The sequence below is a fragment of the Pseudomonas sp. S1_G07 genome, from assembly GCF_054668565.1.
In genome coordinates this window covers 5,316,951-5,339,615 of the sequence record NZ_CP162778.1, presented here as the reverse complement: position 1 = coordinate 5,339,615, position 22,665 = coordinate 5,316,951, and the positions used below count along the sequence as shown (strand labels likewise).

Below are 22,665 nucleotides of genomic sequence, written 5' to 3'. Positions count from 1 at the left end.
CCTCTCCTGGTAATTGCGGCGTAGCGTCAAAAAAAATGCGGGTTGTCGGAGAGAGAAGTTCATGAGCCAGGGTATTGAGTTCAATCGGTTGATGTTGGATATGCGCTCCATGCAAATGGACGCCATGGCTCAACCGAAATCCGTCGCGCCAGCGCCGGAATTGGGCCAAAGCAGTTTTGCTGACATGCTCGGTCAGGCGATCAACAAGGTCAGCGATACCCAGCAAGCCTCCAGCCAGTTGGCTACCGCGTTCGAGATCGGCAAAAGCGGCGTGGACCTCACCGATGTGATGGTCGCCTCGCAAAAGGCCAGCGTTTCTTTCCAGGCTCTGACCCAAGTGCGTAACAAACTGGTTCAAGCCTATCAAGACATCATGCAGATGCCGGTTTAAGGGCGAGAGTTAAGTCATGGCAGAAGCAGTCGTGGACAACGTACCCGCCAAGGCAGACGGCAAGCCGCCGCTGTTTGGCCTGTCGTTCCTGGAAAACCTCTCGGAAATGACCATGTTGCGTCAGGTGGGCCTGTTGGTCGGCCTGGCTGCCAGCGTGGCGATTGGTTTTGCCGTGGTGTTGTGGTCGCAGCAGCCCGATTACCGGCCGCTGTACGGCAGCCTGGCGGGCATGGATTCCAAGCAGATCATGGAAACCCTGGCCGCCGCCGACATCGCCTACACCGTGGAGCCCAACTCTGGCGCCTTGCTGGTCAAGGCCGACGATGTGGCCCGTGCGCGCATGAAGCTGGCCGCCGCCGGCGTGACCCCGTCCGACAGCAATATCGGTTTCGAGATCCTCGACAAGGACCAGGGCCTGGGCACCAGCCAGTTCATGGAAGCCACCCGCTACCGGCGTGGCCTGGAAGGCGAACTGGCGCGCACCATTTCCAGCCTGAACAACGTCAAGGGTGCCCGCGTGCACCTGGCCATCCCGAAAAGCTCGGTGTTTGTGCGCGACGAACGCAAGCCAAGTGCCTCGGTACTGGTCGAACTGTTTTCCGGCCGCTCCCTGGAGCCTGGCCAGGTCAACGCGATCGTCAACCTGGTAGCCACCAGCGTTCCCGAGCTGAGCAAATCCCAGATCACCGTGGTGGACCAGAAAGGCAACCTGCTGTCCGACCAGCTCGAAAACTCCGCATTGACCATGGCCGGCAAGCAGTTCGACTACAGCCGCCGCGTGGAGAGCATGCTCACCCAGCGTGTGCATAACATCCTGCAACCGGTACTGGGCAACGACCGCTACAAGGCTGAAGTGTCCGCCGACGTGGACTTCAGCGCCGTCGAGTCGACCTCCGAGCAGTTCAATCCGGACCAGCCGGCCCTGCGCAGCGAGCAGTCCACCAGCGAACAACGCACCGCCAGCAACGGCCCGCAAGGTGTGCCGGGCGCCCTCAGCAACCAGCCCCCGGCTCCGGCCTCGGCCCCGCAAACCACCGGGGGCGCCGCCGCCACCGCTGGCGCGATCCAGCCTGGCCAGCCGCTGCTGGACGCCAATGGCCAACAGATCATGGACCCGGCCACCGGCCAGCCGATGCTCGCCCCGTACCCGGCGGACAAGCGTAACCAGTCCACCAAGAACTTCGAACTCGACCGTTCCATCAGCCACACCAAGCAGCAACAGGGCCGCGTCAATCGCCTGTCGGTGTCGGTGGTGGTCGATGACCAGGTCAAGGTCAACCCTGCTGACGGCGCCGTTACCCGTGCGCCATGGAACGCCGACGAATTGGCGCGCTTCACTCGCCTGGTGCAGGACGCCGTTGGTTTCGATGCCAGCCGCGGTGACAGCGTCAGCGTGATCAACATGCCGTTCTCCGCCGAACGTGGCGAAGTGATCGCCGAGCCGGCGTTCTACTCGCAGCCCTGGTTCTGGGACATCGTCAAGCAAGTGCTGGGCGTGTTGTTCATCCTGGTGCTGGTGTTCGGTGTGCTGCGTCCGGTACTTAACAACATCACCGGCCATGGCAAGAAACAACAACTGGCGGCCTTCGGTGGCGGCGACGTGGAGCTGGGTGGCATGGGCGGCCTGGACGGCGAACTGGCCAACGACCGCGTCAGCCTCGGCGGCCCGCAGAGTATCCTGTTGCCGAGCCCGAGCGAAGGCTATGACGCTCAGTTGAATGCAATCAAGAGCCTGGTGGCGGAAGACCCGGGTCGTGTGGCCCAGGTCGTGAAAGAGTGGATTAACGCAGATGAGTGATCGAGCCGCTGTTGCCAAACTCACCAAGGTCGACAAAGCCGCAGTCCTGCTGCTGTCCCTGGGTGAAACCGACGCTGCCCAAGTGCTGCGTCATATGGGGCCCAAAGAGGTTCAGCGTGTCGGCGTGGCCATGGCGCAAATGCGCAATGTGCACCGTGAGCAAGTCGAACAGGTGATGAGCGAGTTCGTCGAGATCGTCGGCGACCAGACCAGCCTGGGCGTCGGTTCCGACAGCTACATCCGCAAGATGCTCACCTCGGCCCTGGGCGAAGACAAGGCCAACGGCCTGATCGACCGCATCCTGCTGGGCGGCAATACCAGTGGCCTGGACAGCCTCAAGTGGATGGAGCCGCGTGCCGTCGCCGACGTGATCCGCTACGAGCACCCGCAGATCCAGGCCATCGTGGTGGCCTATCTCGACCCGGACCAGGCCGGTGAAGTGCTGGGCCACTTCGACCATAAAGTGCGCCTGGACATCATCCTGCGCGTGTCGTCGCTGAACACCGTGCAGCCGGCGGCGTTGAAAGAATTGAACACCATCCTCGAGAAGCAGTTCTCGGGCAACTCGAACGCTTCGCGTACCACCTTGGGCGGTATCAAGCGCGCGGCCGACATCATGAACTTCCTCGACAGTTCGGTCGAAGGTCAGTTGATGGACTCGATCCGCGAGATCGACGACACCCTGTCCGGCCAGATCGAAGACCTGATGTTCGTGTTCAACAACCTCTCCGATGTCGACGACCGTGGCATCCAGGCGTTGCTGCGCGAAGTGTCCTCCGATGTGCTGGTACTGGCACTCAAGGGCTCCGACGAAGGCGTCAAGGAGAAGATCTTCAAGAATATGTCCAAACGTGCGTCCGAACTGTTGCGCGACGACCTGGAGGCCAAGGGCCCGGTGCGTGTCAGCGACGTGGAGACGGCGCAGAAAGAAATCCTCACCATTGCCCGCCGTATGGCCGAAGCCGGAGAAATCGTTCTCGGCGGGAAGGGCGGCGAAGAAATGATCTAAGGCGCCTTTCATGTCGAACAAAGATGAGGCTCCCAGCGATCTGATTCGCGCGCGGGATGTCGGCGGGTTCGACATCTGGTCGTTGCCCAGCTTCGACCCGCACGTGCCCGAGCCTGAGCCGGAACCGGTGGAAGAGCCGCCGGTGGAAATGGAAGAAGTGCCGCTGGAAGAAGTCCAGCCACTGACCCTGGAAGAACTGGAAAGCATCCGCCAGGAAGCCTACAACGAAGGCTTTGCCGCCGGTGAGAAGGACGGTTTTCGCAGCACCACCCTCAAGGTGCGCCAGGAAGCCGAAGCGGCGTTGAGCGTCAAGTTGGCCAGCCTGGAACGCTTGATGGGCAGCCTGTTCGACCCGATCGGCGAGCAGGATTCGCAGATCGAAAAAGCCATGGTACGTCTGGTGGAGCACATCGCTCGCCAGGTGATCCAGCGCGAACTGGTGCTGGACTCCAGCCAAATCGAAAGCGTGATGCGTGAAGCCCTCAAGCTGCTGCCCCTGGGCGTGGGCAATGTGCGGCTGTATATCAACCCGCAGGATTTCGAACAGGTCAAAGCCCTGCGCGAGCGGCATGAAGAAACCTGGCGGATCGTCGAAGATGCGGCGCTGCAGCCTGGCGGCTGCCGCGTCGAGACCGAACACAGCCGCATCGACGCCACGGTGGAAACCCGCATCAGCCAGATCATGGCCAAGCTGTTGGACCAGCAGCACGAGCAAGCACTCAATCCGGCCGAGCCTGACCTGAGCCTGGACCTGGACCTGGACCTGGACGCCGTCGATGCGCCTTGACCGCACCAGCTTCGCCAAGCGCCTGGATGGCTATACCGAGGCCACTGAGTTGCCCGGCCAGCCGATCCTTGAAGGGCGCCTGTTGCGCATGGTCGGCCTGACCCTCGAAGCCGAGGGTCTGCGTGCCGCCATGGGCAGCCGCTGCATGGTGATCAACGACGACAGTTACCACCCGGTGCAGGTCGAAGCCGAAGTGATGGGCTTTTCCGGCAGCAAGATTTTCCTCATGCCGGTCGGTGGCCTGGCCGGCATTGCCCCTGGCGCCCGCGTGGTGCCCCTGGCCGACACCGGTCGCCTGCCGATGGGCATGAGCATGCTCGGGCGTGTGCTCGACGGTGCCGGTCGCGCGCTGGACGGCAAGGGTGGCATGAAGGCCGAAGACTGGGTGCCGATGGACGGCCCCACCATCAACCCGCTCAACCGCAACCCCATCAGCGTGCCGCTGGATGTGGGCATTCGCAGTATCAACGGATTATTGACGGTCGGCCGTGGCCAGCGTCTGGGCCTGTTCGCCGGTACCGGCGTGGGTAAATCGGTGTTGCTGGGCATGATGACGCGCTTTACCGAGGCCGACATCATTGTGGTGGGGCTGATCGGCGAGCGGGGCCGCGAGGTGAAGGAGTTCATCGAGCACAGCCTGGGTGAAGAGGGCCTCAAGCGTTCGGTGGTGGTTGCGTCGCCAGCGGACGATGCGCCGCTGATGCGCTTGCGTGCCGCCATGTACTGCACGCGTATCGCTGAATATTTCCGCGACAAGGGCAAGAACGTCCTGCTGCTGATGGATTCGCTCACGCGTTTCGCCCAGGCCCAGCGGGAAATCGCCCTGGCCATTGGCGAGCCGCCGGCGACCAAGGGCTATCCGCCTTCCGTGTTCGCCAAACTGCCGAAACTGGTGGAGCGCGCCGGTAACGCCGAGGCCGGTGGTGGCTCGATCACTGCGTTTTACACCGTGTTGTCCGAAGGCGATGACCAGCAGGACCCCATCGCCGACTCGGCGCGAGGCGTGCTCGACGGCCACATCGTGCTGTCACGGCGCCTGGCGGAAGAGGGGCATTACCCGGCCATCGATATCGAAGCGTCCATCAGCCGGGTGATGCCGGCGGTGGTCACGCCCGAGCATATGGCCCGCGCCCAGCAGTTCAAACAATTGTGGTCGCGCTATCAACAGAGCCGCGATCTGATCAGCGTGGGCGCCTACGTGGCTGGCGGCGATCGTGACACCGACCTGGCGATCGCCCTGCAACCGCAACTGGTGACGTACCTGCGCCAGGGCCTCAACGACAAGATCAGCATGGGTGAGAGCGAAGCCCACCTGGGCTCGATCTTCGCCCCCGCGCCAGGCGGCTAAGCCATGGCCAACAGCCGTGCTGCGCGCCTGGCTCCCGTGGTGGACATGGCCGAAAAGGCCGAAAAAACCGCTGTGCAGCGCCTGGGCTACTTTCAAGGCCAGGTGCGCCTGGCGGAAAGCAAGCTGGGCGACCTCGAGCGCTTTCGCAGCGAATACCAGCAGCAATGGATCGAGCGTGGCACACAAGGCGTGTCGGGCCAATGGTTGATGGGCTACCAGGGCTTTCTCAACCAGCTGGAAACCGCCGTTGGCCAGCAGCGCCAAAGCCTCGCCTGGCACCAGAACAACCTCGACAAGGCCCGCGAGAGCTGGCAGCAAGCGTTTGCCCGGGTCGAGGGCCTGCGCAAGCTGGTGCAGCGCTATATCGACGAAGCGCGGGCGCTTGAAGACAAGCGCGAGCAGAAACTGCTCGATGAGTTGTCCCAGCGCCTGCCGCGCAAAGATGCCTACTGATCCAGGCTAAAGTTGCCCCTATCTCTATCACCTGCTACACCTTGTCTCTATTGCCAATGACAAGGAAGCAGTCACATGTCAATCAAGTCAGAAGTATCCCTGGATGGGAAGAAGTTGACGATCTCAATCAACGGCCGGTTCGACTTCGGCAGCCATCAGGCGTTTCGTCAGTCCTACGAGAGTTTCTACAAGGTGCCTGAGACCTATGTGGTCGACCTCAAGGAAACCACCTATATGGACAGCTCGGCCCTGGGCATGCTTCTGCTGCTGCGTGACTACGCGTCGAGCGACGGCGCTGAAGTCAGGGTGATCAACAGCACCAGCGACGTGCAAAAGATTCTTGCGATCTCCAACTTCAACCAACTGTTCGACATTCGTTGAGTGCCGTGGCTTCGGTAGTGGAGGCGCTGACGATCCTGATTGCCGAAGACAGCGCCGCCGACCTGCTGTTGCTGTCCACCATTGTGAGGCGCCAGGGGCACCAGGTGCTCACCGCGAGCAACGGCGAGGAGGCCGTTGAAGTCTTTGCCCGTGAGCGCCCGCAACTGGTGTTGATGGACGCGATGATGCCCGTGATGGATGGCTTTGCCGCCGCGCGGTGGATCAAGCAACTGGCGGGGGAAGCACTGGTCCCGATTATCTTCCTCACCTCCTTGCGCGAGAGCGCTGCCCTGGCCGAGTGCCTGGACGCCGGCGGCGATGATTTTCTGCCCAAGCCCTACAACCCGCTGATCCTGGCCGCCAAGATCAATGCCATGGATCGCCTGCGTCGCCTGCAGGCCACGGTGTTGCAGCAGCGCGACCTGATCGCCAGGCATCATGACTACCTGCTGCATGAGCAGCGGGTGGCCAAGGCGGTGTTCGATAAGGTCGCCCATTCCGGCTGTATCAACGCCGCGCCGAATATTCGCTACCTGCAATCGCCCTATGCGCTGTTCAACGGCGACCTGCTGCTGGCGGCCTACACGCCGTCGGGCGATATGCACGCGCTGCTGGGCGACTTCACCGGCCATGGTCTGCCGGCGGCAGTGGGGGCCATGCCGCTGGCGGAAGTGTTCTACGGCATGACGGCCAAGGGCTATGGCCTGACGCAGATCCTGCGGGAGATGAACGCCAAGCTCAAGCGCATCCTGCCGGTGGACATGTTCTGTTGCGCCACCCTGTTGTGCCTGAGTACCGAACGACGAGCGGTGGAGGTGTGGAACGGCGGCATGCCTGACGGCTACGTGCATGAAGTCGCCAGCGGCAAGCGTACGCCACTGCAGTCGCGGCATTTGCCATTGGGGGTGCTGTCGGCGCAAGCCTTTGATGACCGCACTGAAGTCTGGCCCATGACGTTGGGGGATCGAGTGTTCCTGCTCTCCGATGGTGTGCTGGATACCGCCGATGCCAACGACCAATTGTTTGGCACTGAGCGGTTGCAGCAGGTCTTCGCCGCCAACCGCGAACCGGACCGGTTGTTCGAGGATATCGAACAGGCCCTGGCGGCATTTTGCGGTGAGGCGCGGGATGACGTCAGCATGGTGGAAATTACCCTGCGGCCCGGCCAGTCGCTGCGGGCGACGGGGCCGTTGTATGCCGACAGCGGCCAGTCATGCCCACTGGACTGGTCGGCAAGTTTCGAATTCCGCGCCGAGACGCTCAAGCGTTACAACCCATTGCCCTACCTGTTGCAACTGCTGCTGGAGGTCCATGGCCTGCGCGAGCAGAGCGGCGCGCTCTACAGTGTGATGGCCGAGTTGTATTCCAATGCACTGGAGCACGGCGTGCTGGGCCTGGACTCGCGGCTCAAATGCGATGCCCAGGGCTTTGCCGAGTATTATCGCCAGCGCAATGACCGCCTGGCGCGGTTGAACAGCGGCTACGTGCGGGTGCATGTGCATGTGGCGCCGACCGTGACGGGCGGCACCCTGGCCCTGCGTCTCGAAGACAGCGGCCCCGGGTTCGACGTGGAAGCCGTGCTGGCGCGACCCCTCGACGTCGACCGCCTGTCTGGTCGAGGCCTGAACCTGGTGCGCCGGCTGAGTGACGATGTGCGCTGGTCCGATGGCGGGCGCAGTGTCTGCGTAGAGTTTTCCTGGGGGGCTCTGGCATAATCCAGCGATTCTTGATCAGGGAGCGAGCAAGTGGTTGATATACATATGGACCCCGAGGTGTTGTCGGGTTTGCAGGAAGTGATGGAAGACGAGTATCCCAAGTTGCTCGAGACCTTCCTCGATGACTCGCAAAAGCGCATCGAAGCCCTGCGCAAGGCGCGCGATGACGCCAAGGCCTTGGGGCGGATCGCGCACAGCTTCAAGGGCAGCAGCGGCAACCTCGGAGCGGTGCGGCTGGCGCAGTTGTGCCAGCGCCTGGAGGTGGAATCCGTTGAGTCCACAGCGGACCTGGGGGCGCTGGTCGATCAGATTGATCATGAGTTTGCGCTGGTGAGGCCGCTGTATGAGTCGGAGCGGCAGCGGTTTCAGATGTGATTGACCGAGCACCTTTCCATTACCGCAAAAACGCATGGGCACACGGGCTGACGCGCTCCCGAAAAACTTGGCCCGACTCTTGCTCTACCTCCTGATACTGCATCCCCGACCTTCATGCAGTGGAGACCTTTACCTATGCCAGTCGCTCCCAATTCGCTTCTTCAGGCTGCCCCCGCGGCCAAGCCTCAAGCGCCCGTCGCCACCCCGTCGGTAGCGGCCGCGGACCCACGGGACAAGGGCCCTGGCTTCGCTCAAGTGTTCGCCAACCAAGGCGCGAAACCCACCGCCAAGTCTGACGACAACGCGCCCAAGCCCACGCGGGACAAGCCTTCTGACCCCAGCGCCAAGCCGGCGGTCAGCAGCGACACGCCTGCCGCCAGCACGCCGACGGTTGCCGATAGCGGCAATACCTTGCCTGCCAAGCCAGCGGCCACCGCCGACGACAGCGCCAGCACCGATGACGCCGCACCCGTCGACCCGACCCTGGTGCAACAGCCGCCGGTTGATCCAGTGGTCGATCCGGCCATGATCGCCGCTGTCACCCCGGTAGCCGTTCCGGTGCCGGTGGAAACCCCGGCGCCTGTGGCGTCAGCCAAGGATGACAAGGCTCAGCCTGTGGCTGCTGCACCGATCGCGGCCACCGAGGAGGCCAAGCCGGCGTTCGACCCTGAGGCCGATCCTCTGGACGCCATGCCGGCCGTGCGCCTGGCGATGGAGCAGGGTGGGCATGTCTCGGCCAGCAGCCAGGCGCCGGCAAAGACCGCGCCGACGACCTCCCAGGACCAGCCGACCGCCGCACAGAACTTTGCCGCCGGCCTGGCCACGATGGTCGATCAGCAAGCCACCAAGGACAGCACCGGCCAGGGTGGCGACAAGGCCTTCGGCGGTCTGATCGAAGAAGGCCTCAAGGACCTGAAGAGCGCCAGCAGCGACACCCGCGTCGATGACTTCGCCAATCGCCTGGCGGCCCTGACCCAGGCGGCCACGCCGAAAACCGCCAACGCCTTGCCGCCGGTCGTCAATGCGCCGTTGGCCATGCACCAGAGCGGCTGGACCGACGAAATCGTCAACCGCGTGATGTACCTGTCCAGCGCCAGCCTCAAATCGGCGGAGATCCAGTTGCAGCCGGCTGAGCTTGGACGCCTGGATATCAAGGTCAATATGACGGCCGACCAGCAGGCCCAGGTCAGCTTCATGAGCGCCCACGCGGTGGTGCGTGAAGCCCTGGAAAGCCAGTCCGGTCGCCTGCGGGAGATGTTCGCGCAGCAGGGCATGGGGCAGGTGGACGTCAACGTGTCCGATCAGTCCCGTGGCCAGGAGCAGCAGCAACAGCAAGCGCAGACACGTGGCGTGGGCAACAGTGGCGGTCGCGTTGACGGCGGTGACAGCGGCAGCCACGTCGATGTGGCTGAAGCGATGGCGCCGGTGACCTCGACGGTGGTCGGCTCCAGCGCCGTCGACTACTACGCCTGATTTCTGTCGAAACTCTGCCAGTGTGGAGCTGATTTTAAAGGGTTGAAACTTCACCCTGAGGTCCGGAGTTGCATAGCCATTTCAGTCGAGCGCATTTTTGTGGCGAGCGGGTGGTGCGACGATTCGCCAAGCCCGCTCGCCACAGGATTCCCGTTTGCTGCTCGACAGCGCTACGTCGAAGAGGGAGTGGGGCCTCCCATATTTGACCGGTGGTGTTCCTTGGCCCGCGCCATTCTCCAGATTGCCCAGACAACTCTGGCATAACACTTGCTCTTGCCTTTCCGTAGATCTATGAATCCCCGAATAGTGACGGATTATTGGCATGGCGAAGAGCGACGACGCAGCAGTAAAAGCACCCGCAGGCAAAGGCAAGCTCAAGCTTATCCTGCTAATCGTCGTGGGCCTGCTCCTGGCCATCGGCGCGTCGGTGGGTGGCACCTGGTACATCATGCACACCAACGCAAGCAAAGCGGCACCTGCTGCCGAGACCGCCACTAACGTCAAGCAACCGGCAATCTTCGAGCCGATGCTTCCGGCCTTTGTCGCCAACTACAACCAGAATGGTCGTCAACGTTATCTGCAGGTGAGCATCACCTTGCTGGCGCGTAACGCAGCGGACCTGGAAGCACTCAAAGTGCACATGCCAGTGATCCGCAACAACCTGGTGATGCTGTTCTCCGCCCAGAGTTTCGATGCCCTGGCCACCCCGGTGGGCCAGGAAATGCTGCGCCAGAAGGTCACTGCCAGCGTGCAGGAAGTGGCCCAGAAAGAGCTCGGCAAAGTCGTGATCGAACAGGCGCTCTTCACTAACTTCGTATTGCAGTAGGACCACGACATGGCCGTGCAAGACCTGCTGTCCCAGGATGAAATCGACGCACTGTTGCACGGTGTGGACGATGGTCTGGTACAGACCGAAATGGCTGCCGAGCCCGGCAGCGTCAAAAGTTATGACCTGACCAGCCAGGATCGCATCGTCCGTGGACGCATGCCGACGCTGGAAATGATCAACGAACGTTTCGCCCGCTACACCCGCATCAGCATGTTCAACATGCTGCGTCGTTCGGCGGACGTGGCGGTGGGCGGCGTGCAGGTGATGAAGTTCGGCGAATACGTGCATTCGCTGTACGTGCCCACCAGCCTCAACCTGGTCAAGATCAAGCCGCTGCGTGGCACCGCCCTGTTCATCCTCGACGCCAAGCTGGTGTTCAAGCTGGTGGACAACTTCTTCGGCGGTGACGGCCGTCATGCCAAGATCGAGGGCCGTGAATTCACCCCCACCGAGCTGCGGGTGGTGCGCATGGTGCTGGAGCAAGCCTTCATCGACTTGAAGGAAGCCTGGCAGGCGATCATGGAAGTCAATTTCGAGTACATCAACTCGGAAGTGAACCCGGCCATGGCCAACATCGTCGGCCCCAGCGAAGCCATTGTGGTCTCCACCTTCCACATCGAACTCGATGGCGGTGGCGGCGACCTGCACGTGACCATGCCGTACTCGATGATCGAGCCGGTGCGCGAGATGCTCGACGCCGGTTTCCAGTCCGACGTGGACGATCAGGACGAACGCTGGATCAAGGCCCTGCGCGAAGACCTGCTGGATGTCGACGTGCCGCTGAGCGCCACCGTTGCTCGTCGCCAGTTGCGCCTGCGGGACATTTTGCATATGCAGCCGGGGGACATCATTCCCGTCGAGTTGCCGGAAGACATGATCATGCGCGCCAACGGCGTGCCGTCGTTCAAGGTCAAGCTCGGTTCCCACAAGGGCAACCTGGCGCTGCAAGTGGTTGAGTCGATCCCCCGTCGCTGAACCACTGCATTGAAGCACCCCTATTTATGAATGTTTGCTCCGCCGAGGACATGTAATGGCTACCGAACACGAAAACACTTCCGCCGAAGACCAGGCCCTGGCTGATGAATGGGCAGCAGCCCTGGAAGAAACCGGCGATGTCGGCCAGGACGATATCGACGCACTGCTGGCTGCTGACGCCGCCACCGCGCCGGCCGGCAAGCGCCTGCCGATGGAAGAGTTCGGCAGCGTGCCGAAGAGCAACGACCCGGTGAGCCTCGATGGGCCGAACCTGGACGTGATCCTCGACATTCCGGTGTCGATCTCCATGGAAGTGGGCAGCACCGACATCAACATTCGCAACCTGCTGCAACTCAACCAGGGCTCGGTGATCGAGCTGGACCGCCTGGCCGGCGAGCCGTTGGACGTGCTGGTCAACGGCACCCTGATCGCCCACGGCGAAGTGGTGGTGGTCAACGAGAAGTTCGGCATCCGCCTGACCGACGTGATCAGCCCAAGCGAACGCATCAAGAAGTTGCGCTGAGATGAAGCGGCTCATGGTGGGACTGTTCGTTGCGCTGCCATTGGAGGCATTGGCAGCCGAGCCGATGGCTCAGGCCGCGGCAGCCGCAGCGGCACCGGTCGGCAGTGGCCTTGGCGGGCAACTGACACAGCTGGTGCTGGGCCTGCTGCTGGTGGTGGGGCTGATCTTTGTGCTCGCCTGGTTGTTGCGCCGTGTGCAGCAGGTGGGGCCGGGCAACGCCCAGGTGATCGAGATGATCGGCTCACGCGCCCTCGGCCCGCGAGATCGGTTGGTGCTGGTGCAGGTCGGCGAGGAGCAGATTCTGCTCGGCCTGACCCCTGGCCGCATCACCCCATTGCATGTGCTCAAGACACCGGTGAACGTGGCCCAATCCCAACCCGCCACGCCAGAATTCGCCCAGCGCCTGATGGAGTTGCTGGGCAAGGATCAGAAGGATAAGAAGTAATGCGCGTTTTATTGACGCTCATGCTGTTGCTCGCCACGCCGCTGGCGTTCGGCGCCGATCCGTTGTCGATTCCGGCGATTACGCTGGGCACCAACGCAGCCGGGGCGCAGGAATATTCGGTCAGTCTGCAGATCCTGTTGATCATGACGGCGCTGAGCTTTATCCCGGCATTCGTCATGCTGATGACCAGCTTTACCCGGATCATCATCGTGTTCTCGATCCTGCGCCAGGCCCTCGGCCTGCAGCAGACGCCATCGAACCAGATCCTCACCGGCATGGCCTTGTTCCTGACGCTGTTCATCATGGCGCCGGTGTTCGACAAGGTGAACCAGCAAGCCCTGCAACCTTACCTGGCGGAAAAAATGACCGCCCAGGACGCGATCGACAAGGCCCAGGGCCCGATCAAGGACTTCATGCTGTCGCAGACCCGCTCCAGCGACCTTGAACTGTTCATGCGCCTGTCCAAGCGTACCGACATCGCCACCCCGGACCAGGCGCCGCTGACCATCCTGGTGCCGGCGTTTGTCACCTCCGAACTGAAAACCGCGTTCCAGATCGGTTTCATGATTTTTATCCCGTTCCTGATCATCGACCTGGTGGTAGCGAGCGTGCTGATGGCCATGGGTATGATGATGCTGTCGCCGCTGATCATCTCGTTGCCGTTCAAGATCATGCTGTTTGTACTGGTGGACGGTTGGGCGCTGATCATCGGCACCCTGGCCAGCAGTTTCGGCGGAGTGTAGGGCCATGACCCCAGAAGTCGCTGTCGACCTGTTCCGTGAGGCGCTGTGGCTGACCACCATGATGGTCGCCGTGCTGGTAGTGCCGAGCCTGCTGGTGGGCCTGCTGGTGGCGATGTTCCAGGCCGCGACCCAGATCAACGAGCAGACCTTGAGCTTCCTGCCGCGCCTGCTGGTGATGCTGGTGACGCTGATTGTCGCCGGCCCGTGGCTGGTGCAGACCTTCATGGAATACATCCTGCAGCTGTACGGCAGTATTCCGCAGTTGATCGGCTGACCGGATGAACTCGCTGCTGGCGTTGACAGACACCCAGATCAGCACCTGGGTGGCCTCGTTCATCCTGCCATTGTTCCGTGTGACGGCCATGCTGATGGCCATGCCGGTGTTCGGTACGACCCTGGTGCCACGTCGCATTCGCCTATATTTCGCCGTGGCTATTACCGTGGTGATCGTGCCTGGCTTGCCGCCCATGCCGCCGGTCAATGCCCTCGACTTGAGTGCCCTGATGCTGATCGCCGAGCAGATTCTGATCGGTGCCATGCTGGGCTTTTCCCTGAGCCTGTTTTTCCAGGCCTTTGTGGTCGCCGGGCAAATTATCTCGGTCCAGATGGGCATGGGCTTCGCCTCCATGGTCGACCCCACCAACGGTGTGTCGGCGGCGGTGATCGGCCAGTTCCTGACCATGCTGGTGACCCTGCTGTTTCTGGCCATGAACGGTCACCTGGTGGCGTTCGAGGTATTGACCGAAAGCTTTACCACCTTGCCGGTGGGGTCGGGTCTGGTGGTCAATCATTACTGGGAAGTTGTCGGGCGCCTGGGATGGGTGTTGGGCGCTTCGCTGTTGCTGGTGCTGCCGGCGATCACCGCGTTGCTGGTGGTCAACATCGCGTTTGGCGTGATGACTCGCGCCGCGCCGCAATTGAACATTTTTTCCATCGGTTTCCCGTTGACCCTGGTGTTGGGCATGTGGATTTTCTGGGTCGGCCTGGCTGACATTCTCAATCAGTATCAACCGCTGGCGACCGACGCCCTGCAGTTTTTACGTGATCTGGCACGGGCGCGCTGAGCCATGGCCGAGAGCGAGAGTGGTCAGGACAAGACCGAAGACCCCACGGAGAAACGCAAAAAGGACTCCAGGGAAAAGGGCGAGATTGCGCGCTCCAAAGAACTCAATACCGTTGCCACGATGATGGCCGGCTCCGGCGCCTTGCTGATTTACGGCGGCGGTTTGGCGCTGGACCTGCTGGAGCTGATGAAGCACAACTTCAGTTTGCCCCGTGAGGTGTTGCTCAACCCCGACTCCATGGGGCAATACCTGCTGCATTCGGGCAAAATCGCGATCCTGGCGGTGCAGCCGATCCTGATCACCTTGCTGCTGGCCGCGCTGATCGGCCCGGTCGCCCTCGGCGGCTGGTTATTCGCCGCCGGCAGCATGGCGCCCAAATTCAGCCGCATGAACCCGGGGGCCGGGCTCAAGCGCATGTTTTCCACCAAGGCCCTGGTGGAACTGCTCAAGGCCCTGGCCAAGTTCCTTCTGATCCTGTTCGTGGCGCTGATGGTGTTGTCATCCGACATCGATGACCTGCAGCGCATCGCCCATGAGCCGCTGGAGTCAGCGATCATTCATAGCGTGCAGGTGGTTGGCTGGAGCGCACTGTGGATGGCCGCCGGGTTGATCATCATCGCGGCGGTGGATGCACCGATCCAGCTGTGGGAAAGCCACAAGAAACTGCTGATGACCAAGCAGGAAGTGCGCGACGAGCACAAGGATCAGGAGGGGCGGCCGGAGGTCAAGCAACGCATTCGCCAGCTGCAGCGCGAAATGTCCCAGCGCAAGATGATGGCCTCGGTGCCCGACGCCGACGTGGTCATCACCAACCCGACCCACTACGCCGTGGCCCTCAAGTACGACCCGGAGAAGGGCGGCGCGCCGATGCTGCTGGCCAAGGGCAGCGATTTCACTGCCCTGAAAATCCGCGAAATCGCCGTGGCCAACGACATCCTGTTGCTGGAATCGCCGGAACTGGCGCGGTCGATCTTCTACTCCACCGATCTCGATCAGGAGATCCCCGCGGGGCTGTACCTGGCCGTGGCGCAGGTGTTGGCCTATGTCTATCAGATTCGCCAATACCGTGCAGGCAAGGGCAAGCGCCCGGATCCGCTCAAGGATCTGCCGATCCCGCCGGACCTGCGCCGCGATTCCTGATCGCCCGGCCTGCGCTGAGCCCGCTCATTACCACGGGTTAAGTCGTTGTTCTCGCCTCTACCACTCGTCTGGGATCGCCGTCTACCTGTCAACTCTGACAGTAGTCAACGGTGTTTTTAAACGGTTTGATAGGGCCTACGCCCCAAGCAGGTAGTTGGAGATTGGCAATGGCAACTGGCACCGTAAAGTGGTTCAACGAAGCAAAAGGGTTCGGTTTCATCACGCCGGACGATGGTTCTGATGATGTGTTCGTGCATTTTTCAGGCATTTTTTCCGACTTCAAAAGCCTGGAAGAGAATCAAAAGGTTGAGTACACGCTTACCGAAGGCCCCAAGGGGCCGCAAGCAATGGACGTAAGACCGTTATAGTCGCGTCGAACCTTCTTGATCGTCCCCATGGAAGGGGATGATCACTTACCCCATGCCCAAGCTTATGGTTTGGCCGTCTGCGTTCACGGTTCAATACCGTCCAGTACCCGCTCAGCCAGCCAACCTGCCAGCTCAATCAACTGCGCAATGTCTGATGCCCCCTCGCGCCGAAAGTCTTCGCCAGCGTCCGCACTTGAACCGCATTGTATTCGGCGACGTCGTTCGCCTGCCCGCTCACTATCCCCTGGAATAAAGGGATCTGAACCGCAAAGTAAAAGTTGGAAGGCTTCTTGCAATAGCGCCTCCAAGTCGCCAACTGGCGTCAAAAGTTTGCTTCAAGGAAACGAGGAATACCGGTGGTGGATCGCTCTCAAATGCTCGGCACGGCTCGTACGACCCTGACTGACCTCTCGCGGGGCAATCTGGGTGTGCCGCTGTTGTTGCTGGTCATGCTGGCAATGATGATGTTGCCGATGCCGCCGTTCCTGCTGGACGTGTTCTTCACCTTCAACATTGCCCTGTCCGTCGTGGTACTGCTGGTGTGCGTATACGCCCTGCGGCCGCTGGATTTCGCAGTGTTCCCGACCATCCTGCTGGTAGCGACCCTGCTGCGCCTGGCGCTCAACGTGGCGTCCACGCGGGTGGTGATGCTCCACGGCCAGGACGGCCACGCCGCCGCCGGTAAGGTGATCCAGGCCTTCGGTGAGGTGGTGATCGGCGGTAACTATGTGGTCGGTATCGTGGTGTTCGCGATCCTGATGATCATCAACTTCGTCGTGGTGACCAAAGGTGCCGGGCGGATTTCCGAAGTAAGCGCGCGCTTTACCCTCGACGCCATGCCCGGCAAACAGATGGCCATCGACGCCGACCTCAACGCCGGCCTGATCGACCAGAACCAGGCCAAGTCACGTCGTTTGGAAGTGGCCCAGGAAGCCGAGTTCTACGGGTCCATGGACGGTGCCAGCAAATTCGTGCGCGGTGACGCCATCGCCGGCCTGCTGATTCTGTTCATCAACCTGATCGGCGGTGTGGCGGTCGGCATGTTCCAGCACGGCATGAGCTTCGGCGATGCGGGCAAGGTATACGCGTTGCTGACCATCGGTGACGGTTTAGTGGCGCAATTGCCATCACTGTTGTTATCTACAGCTGCGGCCATCATGGTTACCCGGGCTTCGGGCTCCGAAGACATGGGCAAGCAGATCAGCCGGCAGATGTTCGCCTCGCCCAAGGCCCTGGCCGTGGCGGCGGGCATCATGGCCGTCATGGGTATCGTGCCGGGCATGCCCCATGTGTCGTTCCTGAGCATGGCCGCCATGGCGGCCGGTGGCGCCTACCTGTTCTGGAAGAAGCAGAACGCGGTCAAGGTCCAGGCCCAGCAGGAGATCGCGCGCCAGCAGGAGCTGCTGCCGTCCCCGGCCCGTGCCCAGGAAACCAAGGAGCTGGGCTGGGACGACGTGACCCCGATCGACATGATCGGCCTGGAAGTCGGCTACCGCCTGATTCCACTGGTCGACCGCAACCAGGGCGGCCAATTGCTCGCGCGGATCAAGGGCGTGCGCAAGAAGTTGTCGCAGGACCTGGGTTTCCTGATGCCCACCGTGCACATCCGCGACAACCTCGACCTGGCCCCCAGCGCCTACCGCCTGACGCTGATGGGCGTGATCCTGGCCGAAGCCGAGATCTACCCCGACCGCGAACTGGCGATCAACCCAGGGCAGGTATTCGGCAGCCTCAACGGCATTACCGCCAAAGATCCGGCTTTTGGCCTGGAAGCGGTATGGATCGAAGTCAGCCAGCGCAGCCAGGCACAGTCGCTGGGTTACACCGTGGTGGACGCCAGTACCGTGGTAGCGACCCACCTCAACCAGATTCTGTACAAGCACTCCCATGAGCTGATCGGCCACGAAGAAGTCCAGCAATTGATGGGCCTGCTCGGCAAAGCCTCGCCAAAACTCGCCGAAGAGCTGGTGCCGGGCGTGCTGTCGTTGTCGCAATTGCTCAAGGTGCTACAGGCGTTGCTGGCCGAACAGGTGCCGGTGCGCGACATTCGCAGCATTGCCGAAGCCATCGCCAACAACGCCGCCAAGAGTCAAGATACTGCCGCGCTGGTGGCCGCGGTGCGCGTCGGCTTATCCCGCGCTATCGTGCAAAGCATTGTGGGGCTTGACTCCGAGCTGCCTGTGATCACCTTGGAACCAAGGTTGGAACAGATATTGCTCAATAGTATTCAAAAGGCAGGACAAGGCCAGGAAGAGGGCGTTCTGCTGGAGCCAAGCATGGCTGAGAAGCTGCAGCGTTCGTTGATCGACGCCGCGCAGCGCCAGGAAATGCAGGGCCAACCGGTGATTCTGCTGGTGGCGGGCCCGGTCCGCGCGATGTTGTCGCGGTTTGGACGCCTGGCAGTACCGAATTTGCACGTTTTGGCTTATCAGGAAATTCCTGACAACAAGCAAGTGACTATTGTCGCGACAGTAGGGCCCAACGGCTGAGGGTAGTGGGTTATGCAAGTAAAGCGTTTTTTCGCCGCCGATATGCGTCAGGCCATGAAGTTGGTCCGCGATGAGCTGGGCGCCGACGCCGCGATTATCGGTAACCGTCGCATCGCCGGCGGTGTCGAGCTGACGGCTGCCCTGGATTACACCCCTCAGGCCCTGGCCCCGCGTGTGCCGAACATGGAGCTCGAAGACGAGCTGCGCAAGACTGCCTCGCGCATCGTTTCGGCCCAGGCCGAGCTGAGCATGCGTGGCGACAGCGATGCCACCACCAACCGCCAGCTGTTCGCCGGCCTGCCGCTGACCGCTGCCGAACCGCTGGTCGAGCCGACTTTCATCGAACCCCCGCGCCCTGCGGCGCCCGCCCCGGCACCTGCGGTCGATCAGCGCGTGTTCGATTCGATGCGCTTTGAGCTCAACGGCCTGCGCGAGCTGCTGGAAGTGCAGTTGGGCTCCCTGGCGTGGACACAACTGCAAGGCAGCAAGCCGCAACAGGCCAACCTGTGGCGCCGCCTGCAACGTATCGGCCTGTCCGGTCCGTTGTCCCGTGACCTGCTGGCGCTGACCAGCGAAATCGAAGAGCCTCGCCAGGCCTGGCGCATGTTGCTGGCCCACCTGGCGCGGATGATCGTTACCCCGGAAATCGAGCCGCTGGAAGAGGGCGGTGTGATCGCCATGGTCGGCCCCGCCGGCATGGGCAAGACCACCACCCTGGCCAAGCTCGCGGCCCGCTACGTGCTCAAGTATGGCGCCCATAACATCGCCCTGGTGAGCATGGACAGCTACCGCATTGGCGCTCAGGAGCAACTCAAGACCCTGGGCCGCATCCTCAATGTGTCGGTGACCCACGTCGACCCGGGCCAGTCCCTGGCCAACGCCCTCGACCCGTTGCTGCGCAAGCGTGTGGTGCTGATCGATACCGCCGGCCTGCAAGCCAGTGACCCGGCGTTGCGCATGCAACTGGAAAGCCTGGCCGGGCGAGGCATCAAATCGAAGAATTACCTGGTGCTTGCAACCACCAGCCAGAAGCAGGTGCTTACTGCTGCGTACCACAGCTACAAACGCTGCGGCCTGGCCGGTTGCATCCTGACTAAACTGGATGAAACCGCCAGCCTGGGCGAAGTATTGAGTTTGGCCATCAGCCATGAACTACCGGTTGCCTACCTGACCGATGGGCCGCGGATCCCGGATGATCTGCATCTGCCGCGCCGTCATCAGTTGGTCAGCCGCGCCGTGAGCGTGCAAATGCAAGACGAGCCTAGCGAGGAAGCGATGGCCGATATGTTCGCCGACCTCTACCACAACCCGACAAAACGGGTCGGTTGAAGTCAGGATGAACACCGTGAAATGTACCTACATCGATGGTCTGCAAGCGATTCACGCGGCCAAGCCATGTAGCCTGCGTCTAAGCAAGACAAGGTAAAGAAATAAAATGGGCAGCATGCATCCCGTACAGGTGATCGCGGTGACCGGCGGCAAAGGTGGCGTCGGCAAAACTAACGTGTCAGTGAATTTGTCCCTGGCCCTGGCAGAGCTTGGCCGTCGCGTCATGCTGCTGGATGCGGACCTGGGGCTGGCGAACGTCGACGTTCTGCTCGGGCTGACACCCAAACATACCCTCGCCGATGTGATCGAGGGGCGCTGCGAGCTGCGCGATGTTCTGCTCCAGGGCCCTGGCGGGGTTCGCATCGTGCCGGCCGCCTCCGGCACCCAGAGCATGGTGCACCTGAGCCCGGCGCAGCATGCCGGCCTGATCCAGGCGTTCAGTGATATCGGCGATAACCTCGACGTGCTGGTGATCGACACCGCCGCCGGGATCGGCGAGTCCGTGGTCAGCTTCGTGCGCGCGGCCCAGGAAGTGCTGCTGGTGGTCTGCGATGAACCCACCTCGATCACCGACGCCTATGCGCTGATCAAACTGCTTAACCGTGACTACGGCATGAATCGCTTCCGCGTCCTGGCCAACATGGCCCAGAGCCCGCAGGAAGGTCGCAACCTGTTCGCCAAGTTGACCAAGGTCACGGATCGCTTTCTCGATGTCGCCTTACAATACGTCGGCGCGGTTCCCTACGACGAGTGTGTGCGCAAGGCTGTGCAAAAGCAGCGTGCAGTCTACGAAGCGTTCCCTCGTTCCAAATGTGCACTGGCGTTCAAGGCGATTGCCCAGAAGGTCGATACCTGGCCGTTGCCCGCCAACCCCCGGGGGCATTTGGAGTTTTTCGTCGAGCGATTGGTTCATCAGACGAGCGCAGGACCGGTGCTATGACCGCGAACGGCTATAACGTTTACAAGAAGTCTGCCCGTGACAGTCAGGGTGAGTTGATCGAACGCTATGCGCCGTTGGTCAAGCGTATTGCCTATCACCTGCTGGCTCGCCTTCCCGCCAGCGTCCAGGTCGAAGACCTGATCCAGGCGGGCATGATCGGCCTGCTCGAAGTGTCGACCAAGTACGATGCCAGCAAAGGGGCGAGTTTCGAGACGTATGCGGGTATCCGCATCCGTGGCGCGATGCTCGACGAGGTGCGTAAGGGGGATTGGGCGCCACGTTCGGTACACCGCAATACGCGCATGGTCAGTGACGCAATTCGTGCAATTGAAGCAAAAACCGGTCGCGACGCTAAAGATCACGAAGTTGCGGCCGAACTCCAATTGAGTCTCGACGATTATTACGGGATTTTGAACGACACCTTGGGCAGCCGCCTGTTCAGTTTCGACGACCTGTTGCAGGACGGCGAACACGAAGGGCTGCACGAGGACGGAGCGAGTACTCATATGGAGCCGGCGCGCGACCTGGAAGATGAACGCTTCCAGGGCGCGTTGGCAGACGCGATTGCCAATTTGCCTGAGCGTGAGCGACTGGTATTGGCGCTGTACTACGACGAAGAACTGAACCTCAAGGAAATCGGTGAGGTCCTGGGGGTCAGCGAATCGCGGGTCAGCCAGTTACACAGCCAGTGCGCGGCCCGCTTGCGGGGGCGTTTGGGAGAGTGGCGAGCGCGCTGACAGGCAGTGTGTGGGCGCTTGAGAACTTCACCGCGAGGGTGTTTGACCTTTGCGGTTTGATCCAGGGTGCCCCCGACAGTCCTTTTTGTGTAATGCCTGTTGATTGAAATGGCGCGTCCAGGTGCTGGGCGCGTTTAAGACTGCTTGGAGGTCGAATTGGACAAGAACATGAAAATCCTCATCGTGGATGACTTCTCAACGATGCGGCGGATCATAAAAAACCTGTTGCGTGACCTTGGGTTCACCAACACGGCCGAAGCAGACGACGGGACCACTGCGCTCCCGATGTTGCAAAGTGGCAACTTTGATTTTCTGGTCACTGACTGGAACATGCCGGGTATGACCGGTATCGACTTGCTGCGCAAAGTGCGTGCCGATGAAAGGCTCAAGCACCTGCCGGTATTGATGGTCACCGCTGAAGCCAAACGTGAGCAAATCATCGAAGCCGCCCAGGCCGGGGTCAACGGTTACGTGGTCAAGCCTTTCACTGCACAAGCCTTGAAAGAGAAGATTGAAAAAATCTTCGAACGCATCCACGGCTAATGCCATCGCGGGGGAGCTATGGACAATAACGAAACGTCACAGGGAGACTTTGAGTCAACCCTGAAAAAACATGCTCACCAGTTGGTCGAATGCCTTGAAAGAGGCCAGTTTGGCGAAGCGGTGCAGTTGATCCATGAGCTCAACCAGACCCGTGACCGCGGTCTGTACCAGGAAGTGGGCAAGCTCACGCGTGAGCTGCACAGTGCAATCGTCAATTTCCAGATTGACCCGCACATGCCCCAGGCCGAAGAAATCTCGCAAATCACCGATGCCACCGAACGCCTGTCCTATGTGGTCAGGCTGACTGAGGCGGCGGCCAACCGCACCATGGACCTGGTGGAAAACGCCACGCCCTTGGTCAACGGCATGGCGACGGATGCCCAGGCGCTCAGCGCTGACTGGGGCCGCTTCATGCGCCGTGAAGTGGGGGCTGAAGAGTTTCGTGAGCTGGCCCGTCGGGTCGAAGGGTTCCTGTCACGCAGCGAGCAGGAAAACCGTACGGTTTCCAGCAACCTCAATGACATTCTGCTGGCCCAGGACTACCAGGACCTTACCGGTCAGGTGATCAAGCGCGTGACCCAATTGGTCACCGAAGTGGAAAGCAATCTGCTCAAATTAGTGCTGATGGCAGGCCAGGTTGATCGTTTTGCCGGCATCGAACATGACCGCGCAGCGATCCTCTCGGAAAAAGATCCACAAAAACATCTCGCCAAGGGTGAAGGTCCGCAGATTCATGCCGATAAACGTGAAGACGTTGTGTCAGGTCAGGATGACGTAGATGACCTGTTATCCAGTTTAGGCTTCTAAGGA

25 protein-coding genes are annotated in these 22,665 nt (G+C 61.4%); all 25 read left to right on the top strand.

What is annotated here, in order from left to right; translation table 11 throughout:
• Window positions 1-61: 61 nt before the first annotated feature.
• The 25 genes from fliE to AB4O05_RS24145 all read left to right on the top strand — a co-directional run bounded on the left by fliE (window position 62) and on the right by AB4O05_RS24145 (window position 22,662).
• Window positions 62-391 (top strand): flagellar hook-basal body complex protein FliE, encoded by a 330-nt coding sequence (gene fliE / locus AB4O05_RS24265; RefSeq protein WP_017134937.1) that lies wholly within the window; start codon window positions 62-64, stop codon window positions 389-391.
• 16 nt (window positions 392-407) lie between these two features.
• The gene (gene fliF, locus AB4O05_RS24260) at window positions 408-2,189 is read left to right on the top strand and encodes a flagellar basal-body MS-ring/collar protein FliF (RefSeq protein ID WP_460134900.1); all 1,782 of its coding nucleotides are present in this window, start codon (window positions 408-410) and stop codon (window positions 2,187-2,189) included.
• On the top strand, window positions 2,182-3,198 hold the full coding sequence (gene fliG / locus AB4O05_RS24255; protein ID WP_015885192.1) for a flagellar motor switch protein FliG: 1,017 nt from the start codon (window positions 2,182-2,184) through the stop codon (window positions 3,196-3,198). The genes fliF and fliG overlap by 8 nt, the downstream gene beginning before the upstream one ends.
• 10 nt (window positions 3,199-3,208) lie before the next feature.
• Window positions 3,209-3,985, top strand: coding sequence for a flagellar assembly protein FliH (gene fliH / locus AB4O05_RS24250; protein ID WP_460134901.1), 777 nt, complete (start codon window positions 3,209-3,211; stop codon window positions 3,983-3,985).
• Window positions 3,975-5,333 carry a flagellar protein export ATPase FliI gene (gene fliI, locus AB4O05_RS24245; RefSeq protein ID WP_460134902.1) on the top strand — a complete coding sequence of 453 codons (1,359 nt, stop codon included), beginning with the start codon at window positions 3,975-3,977 and terminating at the stop codon, window positions 5,331-5,333. The genes fliH and fliI overlap by 11 nt, the downstream gene beginning before the upstream one ends.
• Window positions 5,334-5,336: 3 nt before the next feature.
• On the top strand, window positions 5,337-5,786 hold the full coding sequence (gene fliJ, locus AB4O05_RS24240) for a flagellar export protein FliJ (protein ID WP_460134903.1): 450 nt from the start codon (window positions 5,337-5,339) through the stop codon (window positions 5,784-5,786).
• A gap of 75 nt (window positions 5,787-5,861) precedes the next feature.
• A complete protein-coding gene (locus AB4O05_RS24235) occupies window positions 5,862-6,167 on the top strand; it encodes an STAS domain-containing protein (protein WP_460134904.1) in 306 nt (101 codons plus the stop codon).
• Window positions 6,164-7,882 (top strand): ATP-binding SpoIIE family protein phosphatase, encoded by a 1,719-nt coding sequence (locus AB4O05_RS24230; protein WP_460134905.1) that lies wholly within the window; start codon window positions 6,164-6,166, stop codon window positions 7,880-7,882. The genes AB4O05_RS24235 and AB4O05_RS24230 overlap by 4 nt, the downstream gene beginning before the upstream one ends.
• Before the next feature lie 30 nt (window positions 7,883-7,912).
• The gene (locus tag AB4O05_RS24225) at window positions 7,913-8,257 is read left to right on the top strand and encodes an Hpt domain-containing protein (RefSeq protein WP_460134906.1); all 345 of its coding nucleotides are present in this window, start codon (window positions 7,913-7,915) and stop codon (window positions 8,255-8,257) included.
• 135 nt (window positions 8,258-8,392) lie between these two features.
• Complete coding sequence (locus AB4O05_RS24220) at window positions 8,393-9,730, top strand: flagellar hook-length control protein FliK (protein ID WP_460134907.1); 1,338 nt, start codon at window positions 8,393-8,395, stop codon at window positions 9,728-9,730.
• A 322-nt stretch (window positions 9,731-10,052) separates the two neighbouring features.
• On the top strand, window positions 10,053-10,556 hold the full coding sequence (gene fliL, locus AB4O05_RS24215) for a flagellar basal body-associated protein FliL (RefSeq protein WP_460134908.1): 504 nt from the start codon (window positions 10,053-10,055) through the stop codon (window positions 10,554-10,556).
• A gap of 9 nt (window positions 10,557-10,565) precedes the next feature.
• A complete protein-coding gene (fliM, locus tag AB4O05_RS24210; protein WP_460134909.1) occupies window positions 10,566-11,534 on the top strand; it encodes a flagellar motor switch protein FliM in 969 nt (322 codons plus the stop codon).
• A 55-nt stretch (window positions 11,535-11,589) separates the two neighbouring features.
• Complete coding sequence (gene fliN, locus AB4O05_RS24205) at window positions 11,590-12,057, top strand: flagellar motor switch protein FliN (RefSeq protein ID WP_460134910.1); 468 nt, start codon at window positions 11,590-11,592, stop codon at window positions 12,055-12,057.
• 1 nt (window position 12,058) lies between these two features.
• Window positions 12,059-12,502 carry a flagellar biosynthetic protein FliO gene (fliO, locus tag AB4O05_RS24200; protein ID WP_460134911.1) on the top strand — a complete coding sequence of 148 codons (444 nt, stop codon included), beginning with the start codon at window positions 12,059-12,061 and terminating at the stop codon, window positions 12,500-12,502.
• The gene (gene fliP, locus AB4O05_RS24195) at window positions 12,502-13,245 is read left to right on the top strand and encodes a flagellar type III secretion system pore protein FliP (RefSeq protein WP_015885180.1); all 744 of its coding nucleotides are present in this window, start codon (window positions 12,502-12,504) and stop codon (window positions 13,243-13,245) included. Before fliO ends, fliP begins: the two co-directional genes overlap by 1 nt.
• 4 nt (window positions 13,246-13,249) lie before the next feature.
• Window positions 13,250-13,519: a flagellar biosynthesis protein FliQ gene (gene fliQ, locus AB4O05_RS24190; RefSeq protein WP_003175300.1), complete on the top strand. Its 270-nt coding sequence runs from the start codon at window positions 13,250-13,252 to the stop codon at window positions 13,517-13,519.
• 4 nt (window positions 13,520-13,523) lie between these two features.
• Window positions 13,524-14,309 (top strand): flagellar biosynthetic protein FliR, encoded by a 786-nt coding sequence (gene fliR, locus AB4O05_RS24185; RefSeq protein WP_460134913.1) that lies wholly within the window; start codon window positions 13,524-13,526, stop codon window positions 14,307-14,309.
• 3 nt (window positions 14,310-14,312) lie between these two features.
• Complete coding sequence (gene flhB, locus AB4O05_RS24180) at window positions 14,313-15,449, top strand: flagellar biosynthesis protein FlhB (protein WP_460134914.1); 1,137 nt, start codon at window positions 14,313-14,315, stop codon at window positions 15,447-15,449.
• Window positions 15,450-15,616: 167 nt separating this feature from the next.
• Window positions 15,617-15,817 (top strand): cold-shock protein, encoded by a 201-nt coding sequence (locus AB4O05_RS24175; RefSeq protein WP_460134915.1) that lies wholly within the window; start codon window positions 15,617-15,619, stop codon window positions 15,815-15,817.
• Between the two features lie 374 nt (window positions 15,818-16,191).
• On the top strand, window positions 16,192-18,306 hold the full coding sequence (gene flhA, locus AB4O05_RS24170; protein WP_460137499.1) for a flagellar biosynthesis protein FlhA: 2,115 nt from the start codon (window positions 16,192-16,194) through the stop codon (window positions 18,304-18,306).
• A 12-nt stretch (window positions 18,307-18,318) separates the two neighbouring features.
• Entirely contained in the window at window positions 18,319-19,635 is a 1,317-nt protein-coding gene (flhF, locus tag AB4O05_RS24165) for a flagellar biosynthesis protein FlhF (protein WP_460134916.1), read from the top strand.
• 106 nt (window positions 19,636-19,741) lie between these two features.
• On the top strand, window positions 19,742-20,575 hold the full coding sequence (gene fleN, locus AB4O05_RS24160) for a flagellar synthesis regulator FleN (protein WP_460134917.1): 834 nt from the start codon (window positions 19,742-19,744) through the stop codon (window positions 20,573-20,575).
• Window positions 20,572-21,312, top strand: coding sequence for an RNA polymerase sigma factor FliA (gene fliA / locus AB4O05_RS24155; RefSeq protein WP_460134918.1), 741 nt, complete (start codon window positions 20,572-20,574; stop codon window positions 21,310-21,312). The genes fleN and fliA overlap by 4 nt, the downstream gene beginning before the upstream one ends.
• A gap of 168 nt (window positions 21,313-21,480) precedes the next feature.
• The gene (locus AB4O05_RS24150) at window positions 21,481-21,855 is read left to right on the top strand and encodes a chemotaxis response regulator CheY (protein ID WP_460134919.1); all 375 of its coding nucleotides are present in this window, start codon (window positions 21,481-21,483) and stop codon (window positions 21,853-21,855) included.
• An 18-nt stretch (window positions 21,856-21,873) separates the two neighbouring features.
• A complete protein-coding gene (locus tag AB4O05_RS24145; RefSeq protein WP_460134920.1) occupies window positions 21,874-22,662 on the top strand; it encodes a protein phosphatase CheZ in 789 nt (262 codons plus the stop codon).
• Window positions 22,663-22,665 lie beyond the last annotated feature (3 nt).

Bases quoted from the DNA above. Each gene is read 5' to 3' on its own strand.
- fliE (WP_017134937.1), top strand. From the start codon at position 62: ATGAGCCAGGGTATTGAGTTCAATCGGTTGATGTTGGATATGCGCTCC.
- fliF (WP_460134900.1), top strand. From the start codon at position 408: ATGGCAGAAGCAGTCGTGGACAACGTACCCGCCAAGGCAGACGGCAAG.
- fliG (WP_015885192.1), top strand. From the start codon at position 2,182: ATGAGTGATCGAGCCGCTGTTGCCAAACTCACCAAGGTCGACAAAGCC.
- fliH (WP_460134901.1), top strand. From the start codon at position 3,209: ATGTCGAACAAAGATGAGGCTCCCAGCGATCTGATTCGCGCGCGGGAT.
- fliI (WP_460134902.1), top strand. From the start codon at position 3,975: ATGCGCCTTGACCGCACCAGCTTCGCCAAGCGCCTGGATGGCTATACC.
- fliJ (WP_460134903.1), top strand. From the start codon at position 5,337: ATGGCCAACAGCCGTGCTGCGCGCCTGGCTCCCGTGGTGGACATGGCC.
- AB4O05_RS24235 (WP_460134904.1), top strand. From the start codon at position 5,862: ATGTCAATCAAGTCAGAAGTATCCCTGGATGGGAAGAAGTTGACGATC.
- AB4O05_RS24220 (WP_460134907.1), top strand. From the start codon at position 8,393: ATGCCAGTCGCTCCCAATTCGCTTCTTCAGGCTGCCCCCGCGGCCAAG.
- fliL (WP_460134908.1), top strand. From the start codon at position 10,053: ATGGCGAAGAGCGACGACGCAGCAGTAAAAGCACCCGCAGGCAAAGGC.
- fliM (WP_460134909.1), top strand. From the start codon at position 10,566: ATGGCCGTGCAAGACCTGCTGTCCCAGGATGAAATCGACGCACTGTTG.
- fliN (WP_460134910.1), top strand. From the start codon at position 11,590: ATGGCTACCGAACACGAAAACACTTCCGCCGAAGACCAGGCCCTGGCT.
- fliO (WP_460134911.1), top strand. From the start codon at position 12,059: ATGAAGCGGCTCATGGTGGGACTGTTCGTTGCGCTGCCATTGGAGGCA.
- fliP (WP_015885180.1), top strand. From the start codon at position 12,502: ATGCGCGTTTTATTGACGCTCATGCTGTTGCTCGCCACGCCGCTGGCG.
- fliQ (WP_003175300.1), top strand. From the start codon at position 13,250: ATGACCCCAGAAGTCGCTGTCGACCTGTTCCGTGAGGCGCTGTGGCTG.
- fliR (WP_460134913.1), top strand. From the start codon at position 13,524: ATGAACTCGCTGCTGGCGTTGACAGACACCCAGATCAGCACCTGGGTG.
- flhB (WP_460134914.1), top strand. From the start codon at position 14,313: ATGGCCGAGAGCGAGAGTGGTCAGGACAAGACCGAAGACCCCACGGAG.
- AB4O05_RS24175 (WP_460134915.1), top strand. From the start codon at position 15,617: ATGGCAACTGGCACCGTAAAGTGGTTCAACGAAGCAAAAGGGTTCGGT.
- flhA (WP_460137499.1), top strand. From the start codon at position 16,192: ATGCTCGGCACGGCTCGTACGACCCTGACTGACCTCTCGCGGGGCAAT.
- flhF (WP_460134916.1), top strand. From the start codon at position 18,319: ATGCAAGTAAAGCGTTTTTTCGCCGCCGATATGCGTCAGGCCATGAAG.
- fleN (WP_460134917.1), top strand. From the start codon at position 19,742: ATGGGCAGCATGCATCCCGTACAGGTGATCGCGGTGACCGGCGGCAAA.
- fliA (WP_460134918.1), top strand. From the start codon at position 20,572: ATGACCGCGAACGGCTATAACGTTTACAAGAAGTCTGCCCGTGACAGT.
- AB4O05_RS24150 (WP_460134919.1), top strand. From the start codon at position 21,481: ATGAAAATCCTCATCGTGGATGACTTCTCAACGATGCGGCGGATCATA.
- AB4O05_RS24145 (WP_460134920.1), top strand. From the start codon at position 21,874: ATGGACAATAACGAAACGTCACAGGGAGACTTTGAGTCAACCCTGAAA.